Raw genomic sequence first — 12,906 nt, forward strand, 5'->3', positions numbered from 1 at the left:
TCCGGCCCCGCATCCACCGACCGGCGTGATTCGGTCTGGCTCACCGCGCCTCGGGGGCGGCCGTCGCCTCGGCCTCCATGTCCGACCCCGGGAACCCGATCGCCCCCAGGAAGAAGGCCGTCCACCGGACCCGTACGGTCACCGTCACGTCGGCCTGCCCCTGCCCGACGGCGCAGCTCCCCGAGGTCACCCCGGTGCCGCCGTGCGCGCCGATCACCTCGTCGGCCCGCCCGCACACCTCCGCCTCGCCCAGCAACCGCACCTGGCCGGTGGAACGCAGGTGCTCCACGTCGATCCGGTCCGCCCCGGCCCGCGCGGCCTGCTCGGCGACGTCGGCGGCGCGCAGCCGGGCGTTGATCGCCGCCCCGCCGTCCACGAGCAGCCCGGCGAGCAGGAACACCACCACCGAGAACAGCACCGTGAACACCGACATCGAGCCGCGCTCCCCGCCCCTCACTCGACCCTCCTGAACTGCTCCAGCGGCACCACCGACGTGCCGGTCATCCGCTGGCTCCCGCCGAAGCCGAGGAACGCCAGGTCGAGCTCGCACGTCACCTCGGCGACCACCTGCCCGCCCTCCTCCCACCGCGAGCCGTCGAGCGAGACGGCCGGACCGGTGCAGCCGTCGCGCAACGCCTGGGTGACGACCGCCTCGGCCGCCGACTCGGCCCCCTGGAGGGTGCGCTGCACCGAGGCGGCCCGGGCGGCGTCCCTGGCCGCGCCGTTCACCTCGCCCTGCGCCTCCACCAGCCGCCCCGCGCCCGCCAGGAACAGCAGGAACAGCAGGAAGACCGGCGCCAGCATCACGGTCTCGACGGCCATCGACCCACGCTCGCGCACCAGGGACCTCCGCCCCTGCGGGTTTCGCGGCACGGCCTCCTCCTTCAGCGGGTGTTCCGGACGACCTCGTACGGGCTGGACCCGGCGTGACGCACGGCCAGGCGGTCCCGGCCCACGGGAGCCCGCTTCCGTCCGTCGGGAGAGGGTCAACCGCAGTCATCTCCGCCGTCGTCGGGACGGAAGCACTCGATCGGACCGCCCGACGTGGCGGTGATCGTGAACGCCAGCTCCGGCAGCAGCGGGATGACCTGGACGGCACTGCCGGTCACGGTCACGTGGCGCTCGTCCGGCTGCCGTTCGGCCGTGGTCGCCTGCGCGCCGCTCAGCAGCCGCGGCCCGATCGCCGCCACCACCTCGCGAGCCTTCGCCTGCGCCTCGGCCTCCCACCCGCCGGAGTCGGCGGGCGCGGAACGGGCCACGCGGGCCCCCTCCCTGGCCGCCGCCTCCGCCACCTGCCGCCCGTGAAACCAGAGCGCGACCTGCACGATGAGCAGCACGACGGCGAGCACCACCGGCATCAGCAGCGCCAGCTCCACCACCGAAGCCCCCCGCTCCCGCCCACCGGACGCCACGCGCCGCCGCCACCTGGAGGGCGGGGCGGGCCGGCGTCCGGGGGCGGGCGGGCCGGTCATGTGTCTCCTTCGCCGCCGCCGAAGGAGCCCTGGATCTCGCTCTGCTTGCTCTCGACCAGTTGCCTGATCAGAGTCGCCAGGCCGAGGGCGACCCCGGCGATGATCGCGGTGATGATGACCCACTCGACGGCGGAGGCGCCACGACTGGGGGCGGTGCGCGCCCGGTGGATCCGCACGCTGAGGAGCGCCACCAGATAGACGATCCACGGATGATTCTTCATTCAGGACCCCAACATCTTCATAGCGGCCGGAAAACTGAGAAAGATCACGAACCCCGCGCAGAGCAGGAGCTGGGCGACGAGCATCGACTGCGAGCGCTCCCCCGCCCGCCCTTCGATCTCCGCGAGCTCGCGGCGGCGCAGGGTGGCGGCGCGGGCCGTCAGGGAGGCGCGCACCTTGGCCCCGTCGTCGGCCACCAGTCCGAGGGCCGCCGACAGGTCGCGCAGCTCGTCGATGTTGATCTCTTCGCCGAGCTGGCCGAGCGCCTGCCACGGGGTGATGCCGACGATCCTGGCGCCGCTCAGCGCGTCGCGGATGCGGCCGATCGCCCAGTTGGGCTGCTCGCCGCTGACCGATACGGCCATCATGAGCGCCTCGGGGACGCCCCGGCCGCCGGCCAGGTTCATCGATACCAGGTCCAGGAACGCGCCGACGACGTGCCGGAAGTCGCGCCGCCGGGCCGCGGCGTCCCGCCGGATCTGCAGGTCGGGTAGGAAGAAGAAGACCACGGCCGCGATCAGCGCCACCCAGAACGGGATCGCCGGCGAGGCGCCCCAGCCCATCAGCACCAGCCAGCCGAACAGCACCGGGAACGCCAGCAGCCCGCTGACCGCCAGCAGCGCCTTGGTCGCCAGGAAGCCTTCGAACGAGCGCCCGACCAGCGCCAGGTCGGCCCTGATCGAGCGGACCTCCCAGCCGCGCGCCCCGTAGAGGCGGGCGAGCCGGACGCCGAGCCCCCGGCGGAAGGCGCTGACCTCCTCGTCGGGCAGCACGAGCTGGATGCGCGGCGATTCGGCGTCCTCGCGGACGGCGTCGAGCGCCAGCAGCCGCGCCACCAGCCCGGGCCGGGCCGGGAACAGCGCCCTCAGCAGCACGAACAGGCCCAGCCCCGCGACACCCCCGGCCAGCACGGTCTCAACCATGACCGCCCCCAGCCACGCCTTGGGCCGGCAGGACCTCAGCCATGACTTGGATCGGCAGCGCCTCAGGCATGGTCGCCTCCCATGAGCAGCCGCGTCGGCTTGTCGAACCTGGCCAGCCGCCGCATCCAGGCGAACCCGGCGCCGAACAGCCCGGCGACGACGACGAGCACCGCCTGGCCCAGGTAGCTGTCGTACTCGCCCACGTACGACGGGTTGAAGACCACCAGCAGGCCCGCGAAGACGAGCGCGGTGATCACCACGATCTGGACGCTGCGGCGGGTGGCGCGGCGTTCGGCCTCGACGCGGCGGCGCATGTCGAGCTCCTCGCGGGCGGAGACGGCGAGCGCGCCGAGCACGTCGCGCAGGCCGGGGCCGCGCAGCCGGGAGTTGAGGATGAGGGCCGCGACCACGAGGTCGGCCGACGGGTCGTCGAGCTCGTCGGCGAACAGGCCGAGCGCCTCGGGCAGCGCCATCCGGGTGTGCAGGCGGTCGACCAGCGCGCGCAGGTGGGGGCGGAGCGTCGGGGCGGCGGCCCTGATGGACGAGGGGATGGCCTGCTCCAGGCCCGCCGCGCCGGCGATGGTGTCGCGCAGCGACTCGGTCCAGGCGGCCAGGCCCTCCAGGCGGCGCATGGCGGCCCGCTCCTCGGCCGCGCCGCCGGACAGCCCGCGCCAGGCGAACACCAGCAGCACCGCGCCGACCGCGACGACCACCCAGCCGGTGACCACCATGACCAGCGCCGCGGCGATGGCGGCGACGGCCGCGCGGGTGGTCAGCACCTGGATCAGGCGGCGCCTGGGCTGCGAGGGCCTGGGCCGCATCCCGTACAGGGAGAGGAACAGCAGGAACAGGCCGCCGCCGGCGAGCGCGCCGGACAGGAGGGCGAGCGGGTCGAAGGTGAGCACGCGTCACCAGCCTCCCGGTTGGTAGCCGTGGGCGGCGAGCTCCTCCAGGCACGAGACGGGGGCGTGCGGGACGGCCGCCCCGTCCGGGCCGGGCACGAAGATCTCGCTGGACAGTACGCGTCCGTCGCAGCCGTTGACCTCGCGGATGCTGGAGACGTAGCGGCGCAGGCTGCCGCCGCGGTGGTAGTCGTTGCGCTTCTCGATGAAGACGACGAAGTCGATGGCGCCCGCGATGAGCATGTGGGTGGCGTCGATGGGCAGCCGTTCGCCGGCCTGGAGCGCGTAGGTGGCGATGCGGTTGAAGACCTCCATGCTGGAGTTGGCGTGGATGGTCGACAGGGAGCCGTCGTTGCCCTGCGTCATGGCGTTGAGCATGGTGACGATCTCGTCGCCGAGGACCTCGCCGACGATGACGCGGCTGGGGTTCATGCGGAGGGAGCGGCGGACGAGCTCGGCCATGCTGATCTCGCCCTGGCCCTCGGAGTTGGGCAGGCGCTGCTCGCAGGCGACGACGTTCGGATGGAGGTCGGGGAACTGGTCGAGGCCGAGCTCCAGGGCGCGTTCGACGGTGACGAGGCGTTCGGCGGGCGGGATCTCGTTGGCGAGGGCGCGCAGGAGCGTCGTCTTTCCGGCATTGGTCGAACCGGCGATCATGATGTTCTTACGGGCACGCACCGCCGCAGTCAGAAAACGGCCTACTTCTGGGCTTATGGTGTTATTTCCGACCAAATCCGAAAGAAAGACTTTGCCCAAACGCGCACGGCGGATCGACACCGCCGGCCGTACCGTCACGTCCATCACCGCGCTCAACCGGGACCCGTCGGGCAGGCGCAGGTCGAGCTGCGGGTTGGCGGTGTCGAACGGGCGGCTCGACAGGCCCGAATAGGCGGCCAGGATCTGGATGAGCTCGATCAGCTCCTCGTCCGACTCGGCCACCGGCTCGTGCGCGATCTCCTGGCCGTCGGCATAACCGACGAAGACCTTGTCGCAGCCGTTGATGTCGATGTTCTCGACCTCGGGGTCGTCGAGCAGCGGCTGCAGGCGGCCCACGCCGAACAGCGCGGCGTGGATTCCGGCCGCCAGGCCCTCCTCCTCCTCGACCGTGGGCGGGGTGCGGCCGAGGCCGATCTCGCTGCGCGCGTGCTCCTCCAGCACCTGCGAGATCAGCGCCCTGGCGAACTGGCGCTCGTCCTCGCCGGTCATCGCCGGCAGGCCGTTGGCCTGGTCGAGCCTGCGCTGGTGGGCGAGCCGGTCGCCGACCTCCTGGCGGAACCTCTTGACGAGGGCGTGGTCGATCATCGGCTCACCAGCCGTCCGGCGAGGTCGCGGGCCGTGCGGACGAGCAGCGAGCGGTCGAGCCTGCCGCCCCACTGGCCGCGCAGCAGCTCGGCGCCCTTCGGGTCGTACGCCAGGCCGTGGACGAAGCCGACGTACGGGCCCACGATCCGGCGTACGTCGTCGATGGAGGAACGGTAGCTGCGCGGGTCGGCGATCACCACGACGCCGTGCGCCTTGCTGATCGACAGGCGTTCGCGCAGGTGGGCGACGTGGTCGAGGGTGGCTCTGGTGAGCAGCACGACCTGGTCGGCCTCCGCCAGCAGGTCGCCGAGCTGCGGGTGCGCGCCCAGCCGGCCGCAGTCGGCGATCACGTCGGCGTTGGGGATCGCGGCCAGTGTCCGGCCCAGCGGTCCCCACAGCCAGGTGAGACCGGCGGCCTGCTCGCCGTGGGTGATGCCGACCAGCACGTCGAGCCCTCCGATGATCTTCTGCGTGTGGGCGTGGATCTGCGCGGGCTCCAGGCCGCGCCGGGCCGTCGCGCCCAGCGTGAGCAGGCCGCGGCCCGGGTTGAGCACGCCCCCGTCGGCGGCGGGCAGCCGATAGGCCAGGTCACCGCCGGCCGGGTCGCACTCGGCGAGCAGCACGGGACGGGGCCACACCGCGGCCAGGGCCGTGGCCGCGGTGGTCACCCCCGGCGCGCCCTTGTCGGCGGCCAGCACGATCAGCGCCACGTCAGCGTGCCCCCGGCAACTCGGCGACCGCGATCTGGCCGGTGGAGGCGTACTGGAGGACCGCCGGCGAGACCCCGGTCTCGACGATCACCGTGACGCCGCCCTTCTCGCCCACGTTCTGGACCAGCGCGTTCTGTGCCAGGACCCGGGCCTCGCCCTCGTCGCCCGGCACGTGGACGACCTGGACCCGGTCGCCCTTCTCCAGGCCCTGCGGCATCTGACCGGGCTTGAGCGCCAGGCCGACCAGGGCCTTGCCGGGGCCGAGCTCGTCGCTGGCCTCCATGCCCATGTCGCTGGTCAGCAGCGTGCCGGGCAGGATCGTGACGGCCGCGAAGGACTCGAGCACCTTCTGCCGTTGCGACCAGCTCACGTACGCGATGCCGGTGTCGGCGATCTGGACCTCCTCAAGGGCCTGCGGGGTGAACCGCTGGCCGGCGCCTATCTGTTGCACGACCCTGATCGCCGACACCCGGTCGCCGCTGCGCAGCACGAGCAGCGTCGTGGCGAGCGCTCCGCCCAGGATGAGGAGCAGGGCGAGAGCCGCCAGCGCGGGCTTGCGCTCGCGAGGAGGCACCGGAAGCTTGCGCGAGGCCGGGCCCGACAACCCGGCCGCGTTGACGGCGGGTTTTTCACTGGTCCTCATGCGGCTCCCATGATGATTTGAGGGAATTCACGCCATTATGTGCAGCCCTTGGTCAAGGGCGTGGGTGGAATGCGAGGAACCATGCTTGATTCGCAGGGGGCGTTGTGTCAACTCCGGGTAATCGATGCTTATTGTTTCTAGCGAGTTGACGGTGGCTGCTTTTTATGGATAAGAGTCACCTGAGTAACATGCGGCACATTATTCACATGATTTTTGGGATTTATCCCCTAATGGTTGGGCATGTCGGGGGTGATTCGGTCGGGATCTTCCGCGCATATTCGGGCATCTTTCTCCGCCGGCCGCCGCGCAGGTGTTTTCCCTGGTCATCCACAGGTTCCGTGCGTCCCTTCGGGGTTTTCCACAGAACCGCGTTCCATGCCATTGCCGTCAACCTGCGGGCCTAGCCTCGCTGCGGGCGCTACGTTGGCGCCGAGGTCCGACCGAGGAGACGGCAACCATGCGGATCATGCTCACCGTGCTCGGCGAGCAGGGCGACCGTGACGTCGTGATCGACGGCGACGACGACACCACCGTGGCCGGAGTGAGCGAGGCGCTCGCCGATCACCAGCCGCTCGCCCAGGTGGTCCGGCTGCCCCGTGCCCGGGCTCCCTACGGCATGTCATCGGCCGGGCCTCCCAGCCCCGTCGCCCGCGTGCCCTCCCAACGCCGCCGTCCTCCGGACCCAGGACCGCCCGGCCTCGACGGGCCCGCCGGTCCGCCCTTCGGCGACGGGTCCGCCCCGGGCAACGGGTCCGAGGGCCGCCACCGTCCCTCCGGGCCCGGGCCGTCCTCTTCGGGTGGCCCGCCGTTCGGCGCTCCCCTAGCGCCCGGCGACGGGCCTGCGGGGCGTCGCTCGGGTCGCGGCGGGTCCGGGTGGCGGCCATCCGGCTCCGGCGGCGGCTCCGGGTGGCGGCCGTCCGACTCCGGCGGCGGCATCGGTCAGGGGCGGTGGGCCGCTTCGGACGATCACGGCGACGCTCAGGGGCTCACCGGCCAGGGCGACGACTGGGCGTCACCAGACCGCGAGCGTCCCGCCGGAGGCCCCGGGCGGGGCCGCCACGGCTCCCCGGCCCCCGGCACGCCCCACCCCGAGGACGGCGTCACCTGGGACGTCCGCGCCTCCCCGCCCCCCAGCGTCCACGGCGCCGCCCGGAGCTGGAACGACCGTCCGCATGGCCAGGCCCTCACCCTGTGGCGCAACGGCCGCCCGCTCGACCCGCGCGCCCCCGCCAAGGCGGTGCTGCACGACGGCGACAAGGTCACCCTCGACCCCCTCCTCGCCCGCGCCACGATCGTCGAGGAGCCGGGTGGCGTGGCGGAGGTGCGCGTGGTGGGCGGCCCGGCCGCCGGCGCGGTGCACCGCCTGGGACTCGGCGTCCACGTCATCGGCTCCGATCCCATGTGCGCGATCACGGTGGCCGACCCGGCGCTGGCCCCCGAGTCGGTGACGATCCGCGTCACCCCCGACGCCATCACCGCGGAGCGCGCGCCCCGCGCCACTCCCGGCCAGGCGCCGCGCCTCAAGCTCAAGGGCCGCTGGGCCGACGAGGTCGCCGAGCTCACCGCCCGGGTCGCCGAACGCGAGGCGGCCGAGCTCGCCGCCGAATCGTTCGACGACTCCCCCGAGCTGGCCTCCCGTCCGCTCACCGACGCCGTCGAGTGGCCGGAGGACGCGCTGCTGTCGTGCGGCTCGTCGCTGTTCACGCTGACCGCCATCGAGCCCCGCGACGCCCATCTCACCCCCCGGCTCGAAGGCGGCGTGGCCTACAACCGGCCGCCCCGCCTGACCCGTCCCGAGCTCCGCCGTACGTTCAAGCGCCCGAAGGAGCCGTCGCGCACCGAGGGCATGCGCCTGCAGTTGCTGGCCGCGTTCCTCCCGATGGTCATCGGCCTGACGCTGGCCTACGTGCTCAAGCAGTGGTATTTCCTGCTGTTCGCCCTGATGACCCCGGTCATCATGGTCGGCCAGTGGTGGAGCGACCGCCGCCACGGCAAGAAGCAGCACCGCCAGGCGATCAAGGAGTACAAGGAGCGCCTGGACGCCTACGACGAGGCCGTCGAGCGGGCCAGAGCCGAGGACGAGCTGCTGCGCAGGTCCGACGCCCCCGATCCGGCTCAGGTGCTGCTCACCGCCATCGGCCCCCGGCGGCGGCTGTGGGAGCGCCGCGTCCACGACGACGACGCGCTCCGGCTCAGGGTCGGCCTCGCCGACCTCCCGGCCAACCTCGACCTCGCCGAGGAGCAGGGCGGCCCGATCGAGCCGCCGATCTGCCGCGCGGTGCCGGTGGCGCTGGCCATGCGGCGGCTCGGCGTCGCCGGGGTCACCGGCCCCCGCGACACAGCCATCGGCCTGGCCGGATGGCTCATCGGCCAGGCCGCCACCCTGCACAGCCCGCGCGACCTGGCCATCGTGATCATCTCCGCGCATGCCGACGGCGAGCGCCGCTGGGGCTGGGCGCGCTGGCTGCCCCACTGCGCGCCGCGCGGCGGCGAGGACTGCGTGGCGCTGATCGGCGCCGACCCCGAGTCCGCCGCCCACCGCGTCAGCGAGCTGGCCGCGCTCATCGACGAACGCCAGAACACCGCCATCCCGGAGCTCGGCAAGATCCCCACCGGCTGGGACGACCTGGGCGGCCCGGAGCCCCCGGCCTTCTCCACCTACGACGTGCGCCCGTACGACGTGCTGGTCGTCCTCGACGGCGCGCAGGCCCTGCGCGGCCTGCCCAGCATGCCGCAGGTCCTGCGCCAGGGCCCCCGGGCGGGCGTCTACACGCTGGCCCTCGACGACGACGAGCGGCTGCTGCCGGAGGAGTGCGCCACGGTCGCCGCGTGCGCTCCGGACGGCCGCGTGCACCTGCGCGGCGGCGGCCTCGACGTGATCGGCCCCGTCCTGGCCGACCGGGTCTCACCCTCCTGGTGCGACCGCCTGGCCAGGGCGCTGGCGCCGATCCGCGACGTGAGCAGGGAAGACGGCGCCGCCCAGCTCCCGCAGTCCGTACGCCTGCTCGACCTGCTCGGCCTGCGCGCCCCCACCGGCCGCGAGGTGAGCAGCCGCTGGCTCGACCAGGGCACCACCCGCGCGCTGATCGGCACCGGCCCCGACGGCCCGTTCGCGATCGACCTCAGCCTCGACGGCCCGCACGGCCTCGTCGCGGGCACCACCGGCGCGGGCAAGTCGGAGCTCCTGCAGTCCCTCATCTGCTCGCTGGCCGTCTCCAACCGCCCCGACCAGCTGACGTTCGTGCTCATCGACTACAAGGGCGGCGCCGCGTTCAAGGAGTGCACCCGGCTGCCCCACACGGTCGGCATGGTCAGCGACCTCGACGGCCACCTCACCCAGCGGGCACTGGAGTCGCTCGGCGCCGAGATCCGCCGCCGCGAGCGCCTGCTCCTCGCCGCCGGGGCCAAGGACATCGAGGACTACACCGGCCATCCGCTGCCCCGGCTGGTGCTCATCATCGACGAGTTCGCGGCCCTGGTGTCGGAGTTGCCCGACTTCGTCACGGGATTGGTTGACATCGCGCGCAGAGGGCGTTCGCTGGGCATCCACCTGATCCTGGCCACGCAGCGCCCGGCCGGTGTGGTCACGGCCGACATCCAGGCCAACACCTCTCTCCGCATCGCCCTGCGCGTCACGGAGCCCGCGGAGTCGTCCGACGTGATCGACCTGCCGGACGCGGCCCACATCTCCAAGTCCACCCCCGGTCGCTGCTACGTGAAGTCCGGCGCGGGCCCCGCCACGGCCGTCCAGACGGCCCGCGTAGGCGGCCGCGCCCCCGAGCCTCTCCCCGCCCCCTCACCCGGCCCGCACACCGGCGTGCCGGGCCCTCCCGTGCATCCCGGCCTCACCGGCCCCACCTGGGCGCCGCAGCGCACCCCGGCCCGCGTCAGGGTCGTGGACATCGACTGGCGCTCCCTGGGCCGCGCCCTGCCCGCGCCTCCGCAGCCGACGGAGGAATCGGCGGTCACGGACCTGTCGATCCTGGCCGACGCCATGATCGAGGCCGCCCGCCTGGCAGGCGTGCCGGAGCAGCCCCGCCCCTGGCTGGAGCCCCTCCCCGCCCAGATCGTCCTCACCCTGCCGACCGGCGGCCCCCACCTGACCCCGGTCCCCGACCTCCCGTCCGCGCAGCCCGACTCCCCCCATGGGCCGGGCGAGTCTCCCGCCGCCGCGCTCGACGGCCAGGCCGCCGTGCCCGGTGCCGAAGCCGCCCTCCCTGCCCCGTCCCCGAACGTGCGTCCACCGGGCAACGTTCCTGCACGCGGAATGCCGTACGGCACCGCCACCCCGCCGAACGGGACCCCGAACGACGACCCGGCCACGGCGTACCCAGTTGCCGGCCCGGCCGGCGGCACCTCGTCCAGCGCGGCCACACCTGTGGGAGCGCCCGGCGGGACCCCGTCGAACGGGTCACCCGACGCTCCCCCGGTCACCTTCGTGGAGCCGTACGGGTCCCGCTCGCCGGGCAGCCTGCCGGCCGGTGAGGTGGAGCCGCTGCCCTTCGGCATGACGGACCGCCCCTGGGCACAGGACCGATGCCCGCTCACGCTCGACCTGGCGCACGGCGGCCACCTCCTCATCGCGGGCGCACCGCGCAGCGGCAGATCAACGGCCCTGCGCACCATCGCGGGCGCCATCGCCGCCTACACCCTCCCGTCGGACGTCCACGTCCACGCCGTCGACTGCGGCTCCGGCGCCCTGCTCCCCCTGGTCGCGATGCCACACTGCGGCGCCGTCGTCACCCGTGACCAACTGGACCGGGTCGAGCGCCTGCTCACGCGCCTGCGTACGGAGGTCGGCCGTCGCCAGCAGCTCCTCGCCGAGGCGGGCCACGCCTCGCTGGCCGAATACCGGCAAGCCGGACATCGGCTGCCATGGCTGGTGCTCATGCTGGACCGTTGGGAGGGCTACGTCGCGGCGTTCGAGAACTACGACTACGGCCGCCTCCTCGAATCCCTCCTCCAGCTTCTCCGCGAGGGCCCGGCGGTGGGCCTGCGCGGCGTGGTCACCGGTGACCGCTCGTCCCTGCTCGGCCAGGTGTCGACGGTCTTCGACGACCGTCTTCTCCTGCGCCTCTCCGACCCCTCCGACTACGGCCTGGCGGGTTTCCCCCTGAAGGGCCTGCCCTCCTCCATGCCTCCCGGCCGAGCCCTGTCCATGGGCGAACACGGCATCGTCGAGCACCAGATCGCCCTCCTCACCCCCGACCCCGCGGGCCCCGCCCAGGTGGCCACCCTCCAGTCCCTCGCCCGCTCCACCCCCATCCCGACCGCCGATTCGGTCATGGGCTCCCCTTTCAGCACCTCGCCGCCGCCCGATCGGTACGCGACCACGGACGCCACCCTCCAGCCCGGTCTCGGCACACCAGCGCACCCCTCAGCCGACCCCGGCCTCGGCACGTCGCCGCACCCTGCGGCTCAGAGCGACGCCACCGCACCTACGCACTCCGCAGACCAGTACGACCCCGACGAAGCTTCGCGTCCCACAGGCCAGCCCGCGGCTTCGTACGACGGCGCTTCGGTGCACGGGGGCGCACCCGCGCACGACGGGGCGTCGGCGCGTGGGGGCGCATCGGCGCACGACGGGGCGTCGGCGCGTGGGGGCACTTCCTCATCCGGGCTGCCCTCGCCGAGGCGGTCGGACGGTTCGCGGCGTTCCAGTCCGGCTCACAAGCGCGGCGGGCCGGCGGGGCCGGGAGCGTGGCATTGGGAAGGCGAGCCGCCGCTGCGAGTGGACGCCCTGCCGTTGCGCATCACCGCCGGCCAGGCGTTGGCGCTGGATCCGGCGTTCAGCCCGCCGTCGCCGCTCTGGGCGCTGATGGGAGCGGGCGGTGACGCGCTCGCGCCCCTGGGTCTCGACCTGATGGCGTACGGTCCGGCGGCGGTGATCGCCGGACCCGCGCGGTCAGGGCGATCGTCCGTCCTGGTGACGGCGGCTCAGTCGCTGATCCGTGCGGAGACGCCGGTGATCGCCATCGCGCCGAGGCGCAGCCCTCTGCGTGACCTCGACGCCGCCGTGGCCATCCTGGACGGCAACGCCACCGACCTTCAGGAACTGGTCGCCGATCTGCGCCACTATGTTCTCCTGGTCGACGATGCCGAGCTGATCAACCCGGACAGCCCGCTGGGCACTGCCTTGGAGGACCAGCTCCGGTCAGGCCGGGACGGGGACCACGGTCTCCTCATCGCGGGCACCACCAGTGACCTGACCGTGGCCTATCGCGGTTTCGCCGCCGAAGCTCGCAAGGGGCGGACCGGTCTTCTTCTGTCGGTGCAGAGCCAGGCCGACGGCGACCTGTTCACGATCCGCCTGCCTCGTGGCGTATCGGGCGGCCCGCCGGGACGCGGGCTTCTCGTCACAACCGGCACCATCACCCCCATCCAGGCCGCGGTCCCGGACGGGGAGTAGGTTGCGGCGGGTCCCTGCCGTTAGGGCTCCGCTTCGGTGCGGTCAGCTTGGGGCTGAGGCCGCTTGCCGGCCAGCCGCGGCAGCACGCCCGTTGCCGCCACGTTGGCAGCCGCCCGGTCGGGGCTCACCCCGTTGGCGGCGTGGTGGAGGCTCAACCCGTGGGCAGCGTGGTGGAGGCCCACCCCGTTGACAGCGTGGTGGAGGCCCACCCCGTTGACAGCGTGGTGGAGGCCCACCCCGTTGACAGCGTGGTGGAGGCCCACCCCGTTGACAGCGTGGTGGAGGCCCACCCCGTTGACAGCGTGGTGGAGGCCCACCCCNTNGNC

10 protein-coding genes are annotated in these 12,906 nt (G+C 73.3%); 1 reads left to right on the plus strand and 9 read right to left on the minus strand.

Annotation, left to right across the window (positions count from 1 at the left end; genetic code table 11):
• Positions 1 to 40: 40 nt before the first annotated feature.
• The 9 genes from KME80_RS02610 to KME80_RS02650 all read right to left on the minus strand — a co-directional run bounded on the left by KME80_RS02610 (position 41) and on the right by KME80_RS02650 (position 6,171).
• Positions 41 to 457, minus strand: a complete 417-nt coding sequence (locus KME80_RS02610) for an Rv3654c family TadE-like protein (protein WP_308125591.1) — start codon at positions 455 to 457, stop codon at positions 41 to 43.
• Complete coding sequence (locus tag KME80_RS02615; protein WP_219499819.1) at positions 454 to 873, minus strand: TadE/TadG family type IV pilus assembly protein; 420 nt, start codon at positions 871 to 873, stop codon at positions 454 to 456. The genes KME80_RS02610 and KME80_RS02615 overlap by 4 nt, the downstream gene beginning before the upstream one ends.
• A gap of 113 nt (positions 874 to 986) precedes the next feature.
• Positions 987 to 1,472 carry a TadE/TadG family type IV pilus assembly protein gene (locus KME80_RS02620; RefSeq protein ID WP_219499821.1) on the minus strand — a complete coding sequence of 162 codons (486 nt, stop codon included), beginning with the start codon at positions 1,470 to 1,472 and terminating at the stop codon, positions 987 to 989.
• Entirely contained in the window at positions 1,469 to 1,693 is a 225-nt protein-coding gene (locus KME80_RS02625; protein ID WP_219499822.1) for a hypothetical protein, read from the minus strand. Before KME80_RS02625 ends, KME80_RS02620 begins: the two co-directional genes overlap by 4 nt.
• Positions 1,694 to 2,614 (minus strand): type II secretion system protein, encoded by a 921-nt coding sequence (locus KME80_RS02630; RefSeq protein ID WP_219499824.1) that lies wholly within the window; start codon positions 2,612 to 2,614, stop codon positions 1,694 to 1,696. It lies immediately after the preceding gene.
• A gap of 62 nt (positions 2,615 to 2,676) precedes the next feature.
• A complete protein-coding gene (locus tag KME80_RS02635) occupies positions 2,677 to 3,519 on the minus strand; it encodes a type II secretion system F family protein (protein WP_219499826.1) in 843 nt (280 codons plus the stop codon).
• Between the two features lie 3 nt (positions 3,520 to 3,522).
• The gene (locus KME80_RS02640) at positions 3,523 to 4,818 is read right to left on the minus strand and encodes a TadA family conjugal transfer-associated ATPase (protein WP_219499828.1); all 1,296 of its coding nucleotides are present in this window, start codon (positions 4,816 to 4,818) and stop codon (positions 3,523 to 3,525) included.
• A complete protein-coding gene (locus KME80_RS02645; protein WP_219499830.1) occupies positions 4,815 to 5,528 on the minus strand; it encodes a CpaE/TadZ family protein in 714 nt (237 codons plus the stop codon). Before KME80_RS02645 ends, KME80_RS02640 begins: the two co-directional genes overlap by 4 nt.
• A gap of 1 nt (position 5,529) precedes the next feature.
• Positions 5,530 to 6,171: a hypothetical protein gene (locus KME80_RS02650; protein ID WP_219499832.1), complete on the minus strand. Its 642-nt coding sequence runs from the start codon at positions 6,169 to 6,171 to the stop codon at positions 5,530 to 5,532.
• Positions 6,172 to 6,628: 457 nt separating this feature from the next.
• Here KME80_RS02650 and KME80_RS49945 point away from each other — a divergent pair, with 457 nt between their 5' ends.
• Entirely contained in the window at positions 6,629 to 12,580 is a 5,952-nt protein-coding gene (locus tag KME80_RS49945) for an FtsK/SpoIIIE domain-containing protein (RefSeq protein WP_246643770.1), read from the plus strand.
• Positions 12,581 to 12,906: the final 326 nt, after the last annotated feature.

This window comes from Nonomuraea ceibae (genome assembly GCF_019396325.1).
Taxonomy (GTDB): domain Bacteria; phylum Actinomycetota; class Actinomycetes; order Streptosporangiales; family Streptosporangiaceae; genus Nonomuraea; species Nonomuraea ceibae.

Bases quoted from the DNA above. Each gene is read 5' to 3' on its own strand.
- KME80_RS02620 (WP_219499821.1), bottom strand. From the start codon at position 1,472: ATGACCGGCCCGCCCGCCCCCGGACGCCGGCCCGCCCCGCCCTCCAGG.
- KME80_RS02625 (WP_219499822.1), bottom strand. From the start codon at position 1,693: ATGAAGAATCATCCGTGGATCGTCTATCTGGTGGCGCTCCTCAGCGTG.
- KME80_RS02630 (WP_219499824.1), bottom strand. From the start codon at position 2,614: ATGGTTGAGACCGTGCTGGCCGGGGGTGTCGCGGGGCTGGGCCTGTTC.
- KME80_RS02640 (WP_219499828.1), bottom strand. From the start codon at position 4,818: ATGATCGACCACGCCCTCGTCAAGAGGTTCCGCCAGGAGGTCGGCGAC.
- KME80_RS02650 (WP_219499832.1), bottom strand. From the start codon at position 6,171: ATGAGGACCAGTGAAAAACCCGCCGTCAACGCGGCCGGGTTGTCGGGC.
- KME80_RS49945 (WP_246643770.1), top strand. From the start codon at position 6,629: ATGCGGATCATGCTCACCGTGCTCGGCGAGCAGGGCGACCGTGACGTC.